Source organism: Micromonospora fulviviridis (genome assembly GCF_014648395.1).
In the GTDB taxonomy this organism is placed as follows: Bacteria; Actinomycetota; Actinomycetes; order Mycobacteriales; family Micromonosporaceae; genus Micromonospora; species Micromonospora fulviviridis.
Window position 1 is genome coordinate 1 of record NZ_BMRA01000018.1, and the last position, 15,473, is coordinate 15,473.

At 74.3% G+C, this 15,473-nt stretch carries 17 protein-coding genes; 10 read left to right on the forward strand and 7 right to left on the reverse strand.

Going from position 1 to position 15,473, the window contains the following annotated elements; all coding sequences use genetic code 11:
* Positions 1-425 precede the first annotated feature (425 nt).
* Complete coding sequence (gene tyrS / locus IEY96_RS30735; RefSeq protein WP_189198379.1) at positions 426-1,709, reverse strand: tyrosine--tRNA ligase; 1,284 nt, start codon at positions 1,707-1,709, stop codon at positions 426-428.
* Between the two features lie 103 nt (positions 1,710-1,812).
* On the opposite strand from tyrS, the gene IEY96_RS30740 reads away from it, so the two are divergent.
* From IEY96_RS30740 to IEY96_RS30755, 4 genes are all read left to right on the forward strand, one after another.
* Positions 1,813-2,202: a PaaI family thioesterase gene (locus IEY96_RS30740; RefSeq protein WP_189198303.1), complete on the forward strand. Its 390-nt coding sequence runs from the start codon at positions 1,813-1,815 to the stop codon at positions 2,200-2,202.
* Between the two features lie 83 nt (positions 2,203-2,285).
* Positions 2,286-3,512: an NRAMP family divalent metal transporter gene (locus IEY96_RS30745; protein WP_189198304.1), complete on the forward strand. Its 1,227-nt coding sequence runs from the start codon at positions 2,286-2,288 to the stop codon at positions 3,510-3,512.
* A complete protein-coding gene (locus IEY96_RS30750) occupies positions 3,509-3,889 on the forward strand; it encodes a hypothetical protein (protein ID WP_189198305.1) in 381 nt (126 codons plus the stop codon). The genes IEY96_RS30745 and IEY96_RS30750 overlap by 4 nt, the downstream gene beginning before the upstream one ends.
* Positions 3,876-4,193 carry a PRC-barrel domain containing protein gene (locus IEY96_RS30755; protein WP_189198306.1) on the forward strand — a complete coding sequence of 106 codons (318 nt, stop codon included), beginning with the start codon at positions 3,876-3,878 and terminating at the stop codon, positions 4,191-4,193. Before IEY96_RS30750 ends, IEY96_RS30755 begins: the two co-directional genes overlap by 14 nt.
* 43 nt (positions 4,194-4,236) lie before the next feature.
* On the opposite strand, the gene IEY96_RS30760 is transcribed toward IEY96_RS30755, so the two are convergent.
* From IEY96_RS30760 to IEY96_RS30770, 3 genes are all read right to left on the reverse strand, one after another.
* Positions 4,237-5,571, reverse strand: a complete 1,335-nt coding sequence (locus IEY96_RS30760; RefSeq protein WP_189198307.1) for a hemolysin family protein — start codon at positions 5,569-5,571, stop codon at positions 4,237-4,239.
* Positions 5,572-5,695: 124 nt separating this feature from the next.
* Complete coding sequence (locus IEY96_RS30765) at positions 5,696-6,322, reverse strand: YgjV family protein (RefSeq protein WP_189198308.1); 627 nt, start codon at positions 6,320-6,322, stop codon at positions 5,696-5,698.
* Positions 6,323-6,332: 10 nt separating this feature from the next.
* Positions 6,333-6,836, reverse strand: coding sequence for a GNAT family N-acetyltransferase (locus tag IEY96_RS30770; protein ID WP_189198309.1), 504 nt, complete (start codon positions 6,834-6,836; stop codon positions 6,333-6,335).
* Positions 6,837-6,980: 144 nt separating this feature from the next.
* On the opposite strand from IEY96_RS30770, the gene ppdK reads away from it, so the two are divergent.
* The 3 genes from ppdK (at position 6,981) to IEY96_RS30785 (ending at position 10,569) form a co-directional block, all read left to right on the forward strand.
* The gene (ppdK, locus tag IEY96_RS30775; protein ID WP_189198310.1) at positions 6,981-9,641 is read left to right on the forward strand and encodes a pyruvate, phosphate dikinase; all 2,661 of its coding nucleotides are present in this window, start codon (positions 6,981-6,983) and stop codon (positions 9,639-9,641) included.
* A gap of 13 nt (positions 9,642-9,654) precedes the next feature.
* Complete coding sequence (locus tag IEY96_RS30780) at positions 9,655-10,098, forward strand: hypothetical protein (protein WP_189198311.1); 444 nt, start codon at positions 9,655-9,657, stop codon at positions 10,096-10,098.
* A gap of 231 nt (positions 10,099-10,329) precedes the next feature.
* Positions 10,330-10,569 carry a hypothetical protein gene (locus IEY96_RS30785; protein ID WP_189198312.1) on the forward strand — a complete coding sequence of 80 codons (240 nt, stop codon included), beginning with the start codon at positions 10,330-10,332 and terminating at the stop codon, positions 10,567-10,569.
* Here IEY96_RS30785 and IEY96_RS30790 read toward each other — a convergent pair.
* A complete protein-coding gene (locus IEY96_RS30790; protein ID WP_189198313.1) occupies positions 10,533-11,009 on the reverse strand; it encodes a cyclic nucleotide-binding domain-containing protein in 477 nt (158 codons plus the stop codon). The genes IEY96_RS30785 and IEY96_RS30790 overlap by 37 nt on opposite strands.
* A 206-nt stretch (positions 11,010-11,215) precedes the next feature.
* Here IEY96_RS30790 and IEY96_RS30795 point away from each other — a divergent pair, with 206 nt between their 5' ends.
* Positions 11,216-12,112, forward strand: a complete 897-nt coding sequence (locus IEY96_RS30795; protein WP_189198314.1) for a universal stress protein — start codon at positions 11,216-11,218, stop codon at positions 12,110-12,112.
* A gap of 112 nt (positions 12,113-12,224) precedes the next feature.
* Positions 12,225-13,112, forward strand: a complete 888-nt coding sequence (locus IEY96_RS30800; RefSeq protein WP_189198315.1) for a universal stress protein — start codon at positions 12,225-12,227, stop codon at positions 13,110-13,112.
* A 30-nt stretch (positions 13,113-13,142) separates the two neighbouring features.
* Here IEY96_RS30800 and IEY96_RS30805 read toward each other — a convergent pair whose 3' ends face one another.
* On the reverse strand, positions 13,143-13,769 hold the full coding sequence (locus tag IEY96_RS30805) for an FMN reductase (RefSeq protein ID WP_189198316.1): 627 nt from the start codon (positions 13,767-13,769) through the stop codon (positions 13,143-13,145).
* Complete coding sequence (locus IEY96_RS30810) at positions 13,766-14,905, reverse strand: LLM class flavin-dependent oxidoreductase (protein ID WP_189198317.1); 1,140 nt, start codon at positions 14,903-14,905, stop codon at positions 13,766-13,768. Before IEY96_RS30810 ends, IEY96_RS30805 begins: the two co-directional genes overlap by 4 nt.
* Before the next feature lie 163 nt (positions 14,906-15,068).
* Between IEY96_RS30810 and IEY96_RS30815 the strand changes: the two genes are divergently transcribed.
* Positions 15,069-15,470, forward strand: coding sequence for a DUF3224 domain-containing protein (locus IEY96_RS30815; RefSeq protein WP_189198318.1), 402 nt, complete (start codon positions 15,069-15,071; stop codon positions 15,468-15,470).
* Positions 15,471-15,473 lie beyond the last annotated feature (3 nt).

The following is a 15,473-nucleotide window of genomic DNA, read 5'->3' on the forward strand; positions in this document are numbered from 1 at the left end:
CGGGGCATTTCGTTCACCCGCACCCGCCGCTCTCGCGCCGGGCACTTTTACTACGTTACCCGGTGGTTTCTAGCGTGTCAAACCGGTGTTTCGCGGTTTGTCGCGCCTTCCACCCTTTTGCCGGGCACCACTATTCGACCGGCTCGCGCCGGGCGTTTCGTGGAATTCGGCAGGACGGCCGCTGCGGTTTCCCGCTCGCTCGTCCGTGTCCCTGCCGGCCGATAACCTTACCCGGTCGGCTCCGCCTCACCAAATCCGCCTCCCGGCGAATCCGGGGCACCGCCCGTATTCGGTCCTGCGCTCCGGCCTCCCAGGTGCTTCGCCCTGTTTCGTCCGTTCCGCGCTGGCAGAGAGAAAGTTACGCGCCCAGCGGATTGATCGTCAAATCCGCTGGGCGCGTCCCGCGTCACACCGTCGACGTGGAGCTATCTGCCCAGCTCAACGCCGGCGAAGTTGCGCTTGCCGCGGCGCAGCACCAGGTAGCGGCCGTGCAGCAGGTCCGCCTGCGACACCGTGGCGTCCACCTCGGCGATGCGCACGTTGTTGACGTACGCGCCGCCCTCGGCGATCACCCGCCGGGCCTCCTTCATGCTCGGCACCAGGCCCGACTCCTTGAGCAGGCCCGCGACGTCGGGCAGCTCGGCGAGGTGCACGAGACCGGCCTCGGTGAGCGCGGCGCGCAGCGTCTCCGGGGCCAGCTCGTCGAGCGACCCGCGGCCGAAGAGCGCCTGGCTGGCCGCGACGGCCTGGGCCATCTCCCGCTCGCCGTGCACCAGCGTGGTCAGCTCCTCGGCGAGTGCCCGCTGGGCGAGGCGCGCCTGCGGCCGTTCCGCCGTGGCCTTCTCCAGCTCGTCCAGCTCCTCCCGGGAGCGGAAGCTGAAGTAGCGCAGGTAGCGGGTGACGTCGCGGTCGTCGGCGTTGACCCAGAACTGGTAGAAGGCGTACGGGCTGGTCATCTGCGGGTCGAGCCAGACGGCGCCGGTCTCGCTCTTGCCGAACTTGGTGCCGTCCGACTTGGTCACCAGCGGCGTGGTGAACGCCTCCACCGGGCCGGCGCCGCGGCGGCGGATGTAGTCCACGCCGGCGGTGATGTTGCCCCACTGGTCGGAGCCGCCGTACTGGAGCTGGCAGCCGTGCCGGCGGTGCAGCTCGAAGAAGTCGTTGGCCTGGAGCAGCTGGTAGCTGAACTCGGTGTAGCTGATGCCGGTCTCCAGCCGGGCCTTGACCACCTCGCGGGCCAGCATCTTGTTCACGGGGAAGTGCTTGCCGACGTCCCGGAGGAACTCCACCACCGACATCTCACCGGTCCAGTCCAGGTTGTTGACCAGTTGCGCCGCGTTCTCCCCGGTGTACGAGACGAACGGCGAGAGCTGGTCGTGGATGCGCTGCACCCAGCCGGCGATGACCTCGGGCGGGTTGAGAGTGCGCTCGGCGCTCTCCTTCGGGTCGCCGATCTGACCGGTGGCGCCACCCACTAGCAGCAGCGGCCGGTGCCCGGCCAGCTGGAGCCGGCGGGCCATCACGACCTGCATGAGGTTGCCGACGTGCAGGCTGGGCGCGGTCGGGTCGAAGCCCACATAGAAGGTGGTGCTCCCGCCGTCGAGCAGCTCGCGCAGCTCGTCGAGGCCGGTCGAGTCCTGGATCAGGCCCCGCCACAGCAGGTCGTCGGTCAGGGAGTCCCGCCCCTGCGGGAGGTTGCTGTCGGTCACGGTCACCAATTCTCCCCCATCACCGGCCCGCACCCGTACCGGGTTTGCCGACCTCGGTGCCGACTAGGCTGGCGACGCCGTCGCGCGAGAGGGAGGGGTCGCCGTGGAGGAGCCGGATCTGACCGGGGGCTTCGTCGCCCTGCTGGGCCTGAAGTTCGACGAGGTGAGCGGGGACCGGGTGGTGATCCGCTGGCAGGTCCGTCCGGAGCTGCACCAGCCGTACGGGATCCAGCACGGCGGGGTCTACTGCTCGGTGGTGGAGACGGCGGCCAGCATCGGCGGCGCGCTGTGGCTGGGTGACCGGGGCAAGGTGGTCGGGGTGTCCAACCAGACCGACTTCCTGCGCGCCGTCCGCGACGGTGAGCTGACCGCGGTCGGCACCCCGATCCACCGGGGCCGCAGCCAGCAGCTCTGGCTGGTGGAGATCACCGACGAGGGCGGCCGGCTGGTCTCGCGCGGTCAGGTGCGGTTGCAGAACCTCACCGCCGCCTGATCCCGGGCTGGTCGATTCGCCCGAAAAGAGGGATCTGACGCCGATATCGTCGCGTCGATGAGACCCTCCGCTCCCGACCCGACGTGAGGAAGCTCCTCGCCGCCACACTCGGCGTACTGTCCGCCATCGGCGGCTTCGTCGACATCGGCGACCTCGTGGCGGCGAGCCAGGCCGGGGCCCGCTTCGGGATGGCCCACGCCTGGGTGCTGCTCGTCGGGGTGGTGGGCATCTGCGCGTACGCGGAGATGGCCGGCCGGATCGCGGCGGTGAGCGGCCGGGCGGTGTTCGACCTGGTCCGGGAGCGGCTGGGGCCCCGCGTCGCGCTGCTCAACCTGGTCGCCTCCTGGCTGGTCACGGTGGTCACGCTGGCCGCGGAGCTGGGCGGGGTGGCGCTGGCGTTGCAGCTCGCGACCGGGTTGAGCTACCTGCTCTGGGTGCCGGTGGCCGCGGTGGCGGTCTGGCTTGTGCTCTGGCGGATGCGCTTCGAGCTGATGGAACGGGTCTTCGGCCTGGCCGGGCTGGCCCTGCTGGTCTTCGCGGTCGCGCTGTTCGCGCTGCCGACCGACTGGGCGGAGCTCGGGCACGGGGCGCTGCGGGTGAGTTCCTCGGGCGAGACCTGGTCGGTGTACTGGTTCGTGGCGGTGGCGCTGTTCGCCTCGACGGTCAGCCCGTACGAGGTGTTCTTCTTCTCCTCGGGCGGGGTCGAGGAGCGGTGGAGCCCGGCCGACCTGGCGCACGCCCGTTCGAACGTGCTGATCGGCTTCCCGGTCGGCGGGTTCCTGGCGCTGTCGCTGATCGCCGTGGCGACGGTGGCGTACCACCCGTCCGGGGCGTCGCTGGACACCCTCGACCAGGTGGCCCGGCCCGTGCTGACCGCGCTGGGCGGGGCCGGCCTGGCCGCCGCGGTGCTGGCGTTCTTCGCGGTGACCTTCGGCGCGGCTCTGGAGACCGGGCTGTCGGCCGCGTACGCGGCGTCGCAGTACTTCGGCTGGCAGTGGGGCAAGCGGGTCAGCCCGCGGGAGGCGGCCCGGTTCCACAGCGTGCTGCTCGTCGGGCTGCTGTTCGGGGTGCTGATGCTGATGACCGCCGTGGACCCGGTCCGGCTCACCGAGTACATGCTGGTGCTCAGCGCGGTGGTGCTGCCGCTGACCTACCTGCCGATCCTGGTGGTGGCGAACGACCGCAACTACCTCGGCGACCGGGTCAACGGGCGGTGGACGAACCTGCTCGGGGCGGTGTTCCTGCTGCTCATCGTCGCCGCCTCGGTGGCGGCGATCCCCCTGGCGATCATCACGAGGATGGGGCGATGAGGATCCAGCTGGCCAAGCAGTTGCTCGACCGGCAGATCGTCGACGTCGACGGCCGGCTCGTCGGGCGGGTCGACGACATCGCGTTCGCCGTCGACGAGGAGGGCTACCCGTACGTGGACTGCCTGCTCACCGGGCAGGCCGCGCTCGGGCAGCGGATCGGCGGCCGGCTCGGGCGGCTGCTGGTGGCCGTGGCCGACCGGTTCACCGACGACCCGCCGGTGCCGCCGCTGCGCGTGCCGCTGACCCAGGTCGACCGGGTGGACAGCGTGGTGCGGCTGCGCTGCCCGGCCGCCGACCTGCCGCCCTCGCCGGTGGAGTCGTGGCTGCGCCGGCACCTCATCGACCGGATCCCGGGGGCGAACCGTGCGAGCGGGTGAGCTGCTCGGCCGGACCGCGTACGACCTGCGCGGCCGGCGGTTGGGCCGGGTGGTCGACGTGGTGGTGCGGGGCGGCTGGCCGCCGGAGCGGCTGCGGATCACCGACGTGATCGTGACCGGCCACTGGTGGGCCCGGGTGGCCAGCCGGCTGATCGCGCCGGAGCGGCACCCGTCGGGGCCGTGGCTGCTGCGGGCCGTGACCCGGGTGCTGAGCCGGAGCACCCGCCAGCTGCCCGCCGACTCGGTGCAGCTGCTCCCGCCGGTGTCCGGCTTCCCGTTCGGGTCACCGGCCGACCTGAGCTGAGCCCGGGCGAGGCCGCCGCGCCGGCCGTGGCAGGCGGGGCGGGTCAGCCCCGTGCCTCGTCGAGGACCGGCGCCTCGACCTCCTCGGAGTCGTCGTGCCGCTCGTGGCGGCGGTGGCGGCGGACCCGGACCTCGGTGATCGCGTGGTGGTCGACGCCGGCCACCGCGAGGTCCCAGCCGTCGACGCTGACGCTCTCCCCCGCCACCGTCGGGATGTGCCCGAGGCAGATGAGCACCAGCCCCGCGATGGTGGTGTAGTCGCCCGCCGGGCGGTTGGGCAGTTCCACGCCGAGGTCGGTGAGGTCGTGCACCGGGAAGGTGCCGGGCAGCACCAGCGTCCCGTCCTCCTCGGTGCGGACCGAGCTGAGGTCCCGGTCGGTCTCGTCGTAGATCTCGCCGACGATCTCCTCGAGGATGTCCTCCAGGGTGACGATGCCGTCGACCGCGCCGCGCTCGTCGACCACCAGCGCGATGTGCTGGCGCTCCGCCTTGAACTGGCGCAGCGCGTCGACCACCGGCAGCGAGTCGGGCAGCAGCATGGGGGGCCGGGCGATCTCGTCGACCGGCCGGTCGTCGGGGACGCCGACCAGGTCGCGCAGGTGGATCACCCCGACCGCGTCGTCCAGGCCGCCGTGCCGGACCACCGGCGCCCGGGAGTGGCCGGTCGCGGCGAGGACCAGTCGGGCGGCCTCCGCGGTCGTTCCGCTGTCCAGGGTGAAGACCTGCAACCGGGGTACGAGCACCGCGCGCAGTTGCCGGTCGGCGATCTCCACGGCGCCGGCGATGATGGTCCGCTGCTCCTTGGTGAAGCCGTGGTTGCCGGCCACGATGTCGCGCAGCTCGTCCGGGCCGATCTCCTCCGGCTCGTGTTTCGGGTTCAGCCCGAAGAGGCGGACCACCAGGTCGCTGGTGGCGCCGAGCGCCCAGACGGCCGGCCGGGTGACGCTGGCCAGCAGGTCGAGCGGGCGGGCCACGACGAGGGCCCACCGCTCGGCGGACTGCATGGCGATGCGCTTCGGGGCCAGCTCCCCGAAGACCAGGGTGACGAAGGTGAGCGCCAGGGTGACCACGACGATGGCGACCGTCTCGGCGGCGTCGCCGAGCGCCCCGAGCAGCGGGACGAGGGGCTTCGCCAGCGACACCGCGGCGGCGGCGGAGGCCAGGAAGCCGGCCAGGGTGATGCCGATCTGGATGGTGGCCAGGAACCGGTTGGGGTCCTTGGCCAGCCGGGCCAGGGTGCGGCCGGCCCGGCTGCTGCGTTCCAGCCGCTGGAGCTGGCTGTCGCGCAGCGACACCAGCGCCATCTCGCTGCCGGCGAAGGCCGCGTTGACGATGACCAGAACTCCGACCAGGGCCAGCTGGCTCCAGTAGCTCTGCACGCGCGGTTCTCTCCCTCGACCCGACCCGGGCCGGCCGCCGTGGCCGCCCCGTCGCCGACCGTGTCCCGGTCGGCGTCGCCCCTCTGTGCCCCGCGGGCGGGCCGCGCAATCCTCCGGCCGGGGGTCAGGCGGGCGCGGGCAGGTCCAGCACGTACGCGTCGCCCTCGGGGCGGAAGCCGAGCCGGTGGTAGTAGGGGGCGACCATGCCGGGCGGGCTCACCACCCGGCGGAAGCCCCGGTCCGTGAACAGGCGGCTGCGCCGGTAGACGAACTCGCCCGGGGTGAAGTCGCGGAACGGCGGGGTCACGTAGTCCAGGTCGATCTGGGCCACCCCGCCCGCCTCGGCGTGCGAGACCACCACGCCGACCACCTCGTCGGCGCGGACCACCAGGAACGCCGACCGGTCGGCGGCGGCCGGGTCCCAGCGGAAGTCCGGGTTGAACCGGGCGATGTCGGCGGCGTGCACCCGCAGGGTGTGGGCCAGGAAGGCGTCGCCGGTGCCCACCTCGACCACCTCGTAGGTCTGCGCGTCGTGCCGGGTGGCCAGCATCCGCCGCAGGTACCAGACGTTGATCACCGCGAGCACCACGTTCAGCCCGACCATGGGCCACACGTGCACGGCGGCGTTGTAGCCGATCAGGATGAGGCAGCCGAGCAGGTTGAGCGCGCGCAGCCGCAGGATGCGGGTCTGCAGCAGCGACCAGACCAGCAGCGCGGAGCCGGCCCAGCCGACGAGTTCCAGCCAGTTCACCCCGGGGAGACTAGTGGTCGCCCTGGTCAGTCGCCTCGGCGGGCAGCTCCAGCACGTACTCCTCGACCTCGGCGCCGCGGCCCGCGGCGTAGCCGGAGTCCTCGCCGACCACCACGAAGCCGCACTTGCGCAGCACCGCCAGGGAGGCGGCGTTGTCCTTGGCGGCGCGGGCGTGCACCGGCCGCTGCGGCAGCTCGCGCAGCAGCGCGGCGAGCGCGGCGGTGGCGTGGCCGCGCCCCCAGTGAGCGGAGTCGATCCAGTAGCTGACCTCGGTGCGCTCCCCCACCGGGAAGGCGGCCACGCGCCCGACCACCGCGCCGTCGACGGTCACGGTGCGGTTCACGATGCGCGGGTCGGCCCGGATGCGCGCCCAGTGGGCGTCGAAGGCGGCCCGGTCGGCCGGGTCCTTCGGGCCGAAGGCGGCCATCCAGTTGGCCTGCGGATCCTGCTCGTGGGCGAAGAACGCCGGCAGGTCCTCGTCGCGTACCGGCCGGAGCCGCACCTCACTGGTCACCCGGCGGACGATACGCGGACCCACCGACAGGTTCGGGACCTCCGGCCCGGCCCGGGTCCCGTCCGGCCCTGCCGCGGCGGCCGGTCGCACCGGTTACCTGGGGAGTGGGACACCGGGTCCCGTGCTGAGCCGAGGAGGCCGGACATGGCCAGGTACGTCTACGACTTCATCGAGGGTGACCGGAGCCGGGCCGACGCGCTCGGCGGCAAGGGCGCGAACCTGGCCGAGATGACCCGGCTCGGGCTGCCCGTCCCGCCCGGGTTCACCGTCACCACCGACGCCTGCCGGGCCTACCTCGCCACCGGCGCTCCACCGGCCGGGCTGTTCGAGGAGGTCAACGCGCACCTGCGGGCGATCGAGGCGCGGCTGGACCGGCGGCTCGGCGACCCGGGTGACCCGCTGCTGCTGGCCGTCCGGTCCGGTGGCCGGTACTCGATGCCGGGGATGATGGAGACGATCCTCGACATCGGGCTCAACGACGCCACCGTCGGCGGGCTGGCCGCGCGCAGCGGCGACGAGCGGTTCGCGTGGGACTCGTACCGGCGGCTCATCCAGATGTTCGGCCACACCGTGCACGGCATCCCGCCCGAGGAGTTCGCTCACGAGCTGGCGGCGGTGCGGGCCACCGCCGGGCCGGACGGGCCGAGCGCCGGGCAGCTGCGGGACCTGGTCGACACGTACAAGAAGATCTTCGCCCGGCACGTCGGGCACGACTTCCCGCAGGCCCCGCACGAGCAGCTCTTCCTGGCGATCCGCTCGGTGTTCGCGTCGTGGAACTCGGAGCGCGCCCGGATCTACCGGCGGCAGGAGCGCATTCCGCACGACCTCGGCACCGCGGTGAACGTGATGGCCATGGTCTTCGGCAACCTGGGCCCGGACTCCGGCACCGGGGTGGCGTTCACCCGCGACCCGGCCACCGGCGCCCCCGGCGTGTACGGGGACTACCTGGCCGACGCGCAGGGCGAGGACGTGGTGGCGGGCATCCGCAACACGGTCCCGCTGGCCGAGCTGGCGCGGCTCGACCCGGTGAGCTTCCGCCGCCTCAGCGAGATCATGGCGACGCTGGAGCGGCACTACCGGGACCTCTGCGACATCGAGTTCACCATCGAGCGCGGCCGGCTCTGGATGTTGCAGACCCGGGTCGGCAAGCGCACGGCCGCGGCGGCGTTCGTGATCGCCGCGCAGCTCGTCGACGAGGGGCTGATCACCGCGGACGAGGCGCTGACCCGGGTCACCGGGGCGCAGCTCGCCCAGCTCATGTTCCCCGCGTTCGACCTGACCGGCGCGCCCGAGCCGCTCGCGGTCGGGGTGGGCGCCTCGCCGGGCGCGGCCGTCGGGCGGGTCGTGTTCGACTCGGCCGCCGCGGCGGCCGCCACCGACCCGGTGATCCTGGTACGCCGGGAGACCAACCCCGACGACCTGCCCGGCATGATCGCGGCGGCCGGGGTGCTCACCTCCCGCGGCGGCAAGACCTCGCACGCCGCCGTGGTGGCCCGCGGCATGGGGCGGACCTGCGTGTGCGGGGCCGAGGCGCTGCGGATCGACCCGGAGCGCGGCGAGATCACCGTCGGCGACCGGGTGGTCCGCGCCGGCGAGGTGATCTCGATCGACGGCGACACCGGCCGGATCTGGCTGGGCGAGATCCCCGTGCAGCCGTCCCCGGTGGCCCGCTACCTGGCCGGTGAGCTGGACGCCGAGGCGGACCCGCTGGTCGCCGCCGTGCACCGGCTGCTCGGCCACGCCGACGCGGTGCGGAAGCTGGGCGTACGGGCCAACGCGGACACGCCGCAGGACGCCCGCCGGGCCCGCCGCCTCGGCGCCACCGGCGTCGGGCTGTGCCGCACCGAGCACATGTTCCTGGGCGAACGCCGGTCCCTCGTCGAGCGGCTGATCCTGGCCGACAGGCCGGCGGAGCGGGAGGCCGCGCTGGCCGCGCTGCTGCCGTTGCAGCGCGCCGACTTCGTCGGCATCCTCACCGCGATGGACGGGCTGCCGGTGACCATCCGGCTGCTCGACCCGCCGCTGCACGAGTTCCTGCCCCCGCTGGCCGAGTTGACCGCCCGGGTGGCCCGCGCCGAGGCGCTCGGCGAGGACCCGGGCCGGGACGGCACGCTGCTCACCGCGGTGCGCCGGATGCACGAGGCCAACCCGATGCTGGGGCTGCGCGGCGTCCGGCTCGGGCTGGTGGTGCCGGGGCTGTTCGCCATGCAGGTGCGGGCCGTGGCCGAGGCGGCCGCCGAGCGGATCCGGGCCGGCGGCGACCCGCGCCCGGAGATCATGGTGCCGCTGGTCGGGGACGTACGGGAGCTCGCCGCGGTCCGCGACGAGGCCGAGCGGGTGCTGGCCGGCGTCGACGGGGCCCCGGAGATCCCCATCGGCACCATGATCGAGGTGCCCCGGGCGGCGCTGACCGCCGGGGAGATCGCCGCCGAGGCGCACTTCTTCTCCTTCGGCACCAACGACCTGACCCAGACCACCTGGGCGTTCTCCCGGGACGACGTGGAGGGCTCGTTCTTCGGGGCGTACCTGGAGCGCGGAATCTTCCCGGTGTCGCCGTTCGAGCGCATCGACGCCACCGGCGTCGGCCGGCTGGTCCGGCTGGCCGTCGCCGAGGGCCGGGCGGCCCGGCCCGGGCTGACCGTCGGGGTGTGCGGGGAGCACGGCGGCGACCCGGACTCGGTGGCGTTCTTCGCCGAGGCCGGCCTGGACTACGTGTCCTGCTCGCCGTACCGGGTGCCGATCGCCCGGCTGGCCGCCGGCCGGGCGGCCGCCGCCCCCACCACCGGCACGTCCGACTCCCGCTAGGAGGGCAGCTGCGATGACCGCCATCTTCAACCCGACGGGTCCGGCACCGGCCCCGGTGCCGACCCGTTCACTCCTCCCCACGCCGGCCCCGGCCGCGCCGATCGGCCCGGTGCTGGACCTGCCCGGCACGCCGGCCGCCGCGCTGGTGCCGGTCACCCACGCGGGCCGGCCGGTCGGTGCGTTCGTCGTGGCCGGCGGGCGGGTCCGTTACCGCCGGCTGGCCGACCCGGACCGGCTCGTCGCGGCCGCCGCCGGGGCCTTCGCCGTGGCCGCGCTCGTCACCGCGGTGGGGGTGGTGGCGGCGGCCCGACGCCGGCCGCCGGCGATCCGCACGGTCACCATGGGCCCCGGCGGTTGGGTCAGCCTGCGCGGCGCCCCGCTGCCGCCGCTGCGGCCGGACCGGCGGCCGTGGTGGGCCCGGGCGCTGCGGGCCCGCCGCCTGGTCGTCGACCGCTGACCCACCCCGGGTACGGCCGCCGCCTCCGTCGAGGCCGGCGGCCGTGCCCGATCCGGGGCCGCGCCAGCGGTGGAGGTGCCGTGCGGACCGGGCCGTCACGTCACACGGCGGGTGGACCGGCGTCCCGACCGGCACCGGGCGGACGGGTTGGGGGCGGAGGATCGCCGGGTGAACAGGATGCTGCAGCGCCCGCGGAGCCGGGCACTTCCGACGCGTACCCACCGACTCTCCGTGACCGGGCCGACGGCGGCCGGCCCGCGTGCCCTGGGCCCGACGGCGGCCGCCCCGCTGGCACTCGCCGCGGCGGCGCTCGGCGCGGTGGCGATCGGCCAGCTGATGATCGCCCGTCTCGCCGTCAAGCGGGCGGTGATCCGGGAGTTGCGGATCGGCCGGCTGGAGGTGGACGACCTGGTCGTCCGCCGACACACGGTCGATCAGCCGGTCGGCGGCAGCACCGCGGGGAGGTCGTAGAGGTCGAGCAGGCGGATCCGGGCGGCCTGGAGCCGGTCCACCACGACGCTCATGAAGCGGGTGGTGAGCTGCCGGCCCAGCGCGTCGTCGGACTCCATCAGGCGGCGTACGCCCGCGGCGCTGAGCTCGACCGCCGTGCTGCGCTGGACGGCGACCGCGCCGAACTGCCAGCGGTAGGGCGGGAAGAGCCACGACCAGCCGAGCACCCCGCCCGGGCCGATCGTCTCGATCCCCACGTCACCGCGGCGGGGCACCGGGAAGTCGAGCGCCACCTCGCCGCCGCGGACCAGCCAGAACCGCTCGGCCGGCTGTCCGGCCCGGAACAGCCGGTGCCCGGGGTGCCAGACCACCGGGCGGGCGTAGCCGGTCAGCGGGGGCAGCCACTCCTCGGGCAGCCCGGCGAGGAAGGGGTGTACGCGGAGCATCTCCAGCGGGGTCATCGGTCGCTCGCCTCCAGCTCGGACGGGGGACCCCGGCCGCCCACCGGGTTCCGGTGCGCACGCGTCACGGGCGGATCGTCCCGACTCCATCGGACTCCCGTCCGGCCCGGACCGTCAGGGCCGTTGGTCCCGAACCGGCCGGGTGCAAGGCCTCTGCCGGCGAGGCGCCGACCGGAGAACCCTGGAGGTGGACGAAGGAGGACGTGATGACCGACAGATCCGGTGCCCCTGTCGTGGTGGGCGTGGACGGTTCCCCCACCGCTCTGGACGCGGTCCGGGTGGCCGCTCGGGAGGCGGTCGCCCGGCACCGGCCGCTGCGGGTGGTGCACGCGTTCCTGTGGCCGGTGCTCGGCACCCCGCTCGGTCCGGTGGCGGCCACCCTGCCGCACGAGGACCTGCGGCGGGAGGCGGACAAGCTGGTCGCCGAGGCCGTCGACGAGGCCCGCAAGGTCGACGCCGAGCTGCCGGTGACCGGCGTGGCGCGCGACGGCGGCGCCGTCGCCGTGCTGCTGGAGGAGAGCCGGGACGCGGCGCTGCTGGTCCTCGGCCACCGCGGGCTGGGCGGCTTCGCCGAGCTGCTGGTCGGCTCGGCGGCCGTCGGGCTCTCCGCCCGTGCGGACTGCCCGGTGCTGGTGGTACGGGGCGAGCCGCGCGCCGACGGCCCGGTCGTGGTCGGGGTCGACGGCTCCGCGCTCTCCACCGAGGCGATCGGCTTCGCGTTCGCCGAGGCGGCGCAGCGCGGTGCCGACCTGGTGGCGGTGCACGCCTGGCTCTACCCGGCCCCGGTCGGGCCCGGCGACATCGTGCCGCTGGTGTACGACCCGGAGCAGCTGCGCGCGGAGGAGGAGCGGGTGCTCGCCGAGGCGGTCGCCGGCTGGGCCGAGCGCTACCCCGAGGTCCGGGTACGGCAGAAGCTGGTCGCCGGCGCCCCGGCACCGGTGCTGGTGGCGGAGTCCACGGACGCGCAGCTGGTCGTGGTCGGGGCGCACGGCCGGGGCGCCCTGGGCGGGCTGCTGCTCGGCTCGGTCAGCCACGCGGTGCTGCACCACGCGCGCAGCCCGCTGGCCATCGTCCGGCACCGCCGGGGCCACGCCGCGAGCTGACCCCGCACCGTCCGCGCCGGCCACTTCCCCCCACGGCCGGCGCGGACGGCCGTCGGCGTTCGGGCGCCACGGGCCGGGTCGTGGTCGACAATGGGCGGAACCGACCGGAGGGATGCCGATGAACCGACCAGTCGTGGTGGGTGTCGACGGATCGTCGACCAGCCTCACCGCCGCCGAGCATGCCGCCCGGGCCGCCGTCGCGCGGTCCCGGCCGCTGCATCTGGTGCACGGCTACCTGCACCCGCTGGGCTACGGCGTGCCGCTCAACCCGTACGACCTCGGGGTGCCGGCGCCCACCGAGGAGGCGCAGAAGATGTTGGAGCAGGTGGCCACCGAACTGGTCGGCCGGCATCCGACCCTGCGGGTGCAGGTGCGCCAGGTGGCCGGCGGCCCCGGTGCCACTCTGGTCGAGGAGTCCCGCCGGGCCGAGCTCGTGGTGGTGGGCAGCCGGGGCGTTGGCGGCTTCGCCGGGCTGCTGCTCGGCTCGGTCAGCAACCAGGTCGCGCAGCACGCGCACTGCCCGGTGCTGGTGGTCCGCCCGGCGGAGCAGCCGATCCCGGTACGGGGCCCGGTGCTGGTCGGGGTGGACGGGTCCGAGTCAGCCGGGTACGCCGTCCGGCTCGCCGCCGACGAGGCGGTCCGCCGGGACGCCGACCTGGTGCTGGTGCACGTCCGGCCGCCGGAGCGCGGCGGGGCCGCGCCGGAGCGGGCGGCCGAGGCCGAGGCGGCCGGGCAGGCCGAGTCCGCCGAGCTGCTGGCCGGGGCGGCCGCCCGGATCCGCGCGGACCATCCGGTGCTGAACGTCGTGGAGCGGCCGGTGCCGGCCGCCTCCCCGGAGCAGGCGCTCGTCGAGGCCAGCGGGGAGGCGGCGCTGGTGGTGGTCGGTTCCCGGGGCCGGGGCGGCTTCGCCGGGCTGCTGCTCGGCTCGGTCAGCCAGGCGCTGGTGCAGCACGCCCACTGCCCGGTGCTGGTGGCCCACCCCTACGAGCCCGCGGACTGACCACCGGGCGCCCGCCGGACCGCGGCCGGCTCAGGCCGGGTCGCGGCCGGCGAGCAGGTTCTCGAAGCTGGTGGTGAGGGCGAAGGGGTCGGCCGGGCCGGTCGCCGCCGGGCGGCGGTCCACCTGCTCGGCCAGCTCCGTCCCGGCCCGCCGGATCCGGGCCCGCAACGCGCTGTCGTCGCCGTCGCCGGCCCAGTCCTCGGGCGCGGCGAAGACCGCCGTCGGCACCACCACGGCCCGCAGGTACGCGAACATCGGCCGGACCGCGTGCTCCAGGGCGAGCGAGTGCCGGGCCGTGCCGCCGGTGGCCCCGATCAGCACCGGCCGGTCGGCCAGCGCCTCCTTCTCCACCACGTCGAAGAACGACTTGAACAGCCCGCTGTACGAGGCGTTGAAGATCGGGGTGACCGCGATCAGCCCGTCCGCCCCGGCGACGGTGTCCAGCGCCGCGCGCAGGGCGGCCGGCGGGAAGCCGGTGAGCAGGTGGTTCACCACGTCGTGGGCGTGCTCGCGCAGCTCCACCGTGTGGATCTCCACCTCGGCGCCGCGCCGGACCAGCTCGTCGCGGGCGGCCGCGGCGAGCTGGTCGGCGAGCAGCCGGGTCGACGAGGGCTGGCCGAGGCCGGCCGAGACCACGGCCAGGGTGCGGCGGGTCATCGGGACTCCTCGGGCGCCTTGCCGGTCACGTCGTCGACGGCGTGGACGGTGCTGTCCTTGGCGCCGCCCGCCGCGGCCAGCATCGAGGCGTGCGTCGGCGCCTCGGGCACGTGCGCCGGGCGCAGCGAGTCGAACTCCTTGCGCAGCACCGGGACGACCTCCTCCCCCAGGATGTCGAGCTGCTCCAGGACGGTCTTCAGCGGCAGCCCGGCGTGGTCCATGAGGAAGAGCTGGCGCTGGTAGTCGCCGACGTACTCGCGGAAGCCCAGCGTCCGGTCGATGACCTGCTGCGGGCTGCCCACGGTCAGCGGGGTCTCCCGGGTGAACTCCTCCAGCGACGGCCCGTGCCCGTAGACCGGGGCGTTGTCGAAGTACGGCCGGAACTCGCGTACCGCGTCCTGCGAGTTCCTGCGCATGAAGACCTGGCCGCCGAGGCCGACGATGGCCTGGTCGGCCGAGCCGTGGCCGTAGTGCGCGAAGCGCTCCCGGTAGAGCCCGACCATCCGCTGGGTGTGCTCCTTCGGCCAGAAGATGTGGTTGGCGAAGAAGCCGTCGCCGTAGTAGGCGGCCTGCTCGGCGATCTCGGGGCTGCGGATCGAGCCGTGCCAGACGAACGGCGGCACGCCGTCGAGCGGGCGCGGGGTCGAGGTGAACGACTGCAGCGGGGTGCGGAACCGGCCCTTCCAGTCGACCACGTCCTCGCGCCACAGCCGGTGCAGCAGGTCGTAGTTCTCGATGGCGAGCGGGATGCCGTTGCGGATGTCCTGCCCGAACCACGGGTAGACCGGGCCGGTGTTGCCGCGACCCATCATGAGGTCCACCCGGCCGTCGGCCAGGTGCTGGAGCATCGCGTAGTCCTCGGCGATCTTCACCGGGTCGTTGGTGGTGATCAGCGTGGTCGCCGTCGACAGCAGCAGCCGCTCGGTGCGGGCGGCGATGTGGCCGAGCAGGGTGGTGGGCGACGACGGCACGAACGGCGGGTTGTGGTGCTCGCCGGTGGCGAACACGTCCAGCCCGACCTCCTCGGCCTTGAGCGCGATGGCCACCATGGCCTTGATCCGCTCATGCTCGGACGGCAGCCGCCCGTTGGTCGGGTCGACCGTGACGTCGCCGACGGTGAAGACTCCGAACTGCATGACCAGCTCCTCGCGTGGGGCCCGGACCACTCCGGCCCGGGATCGCTCCGCACAACATATTTGACGAGTCAACTATTCCGTCGCGCACCCGGCCGGGCGTGGCGCAGCTCACCCGCGCGGTACCTGACCATGGATGTCAGCCTCTCTCGGCAGGATGCGGACCATGACTCAACGCGCGGCGGGCAGCTTCACCCTCGACAGCTGGGAGCAGGAGGCGTACGACGAGGCCGAGGGCGCAATACTGGCCCTGGCACGGATCACCAAGACCTTCACCGGTGACCTCGCCGGCACGAGCACCACGCGCATCCTGATGTGCCAGGCGCAGGTCGACACCAGCGCGGCGTACTCGGGCTTCGAGCGGTTCACCGGCACGCTGGGCGGCCGGCAGGGCAGCTTCGTGCTGCACCACGACGCCACCGCCCACGCCGAGGAGGGGTCGACGCTCGCCTGGACGGTCGTGCCCGACTCCGGGACCGGCGAGCTGCGCGGGCTGCGCGGTGCCGGACAGATCATCCGGGACCCGGACGGTGGGCACCGGTACGTCCTGGAGTACGAGCTGCCGTGAGCG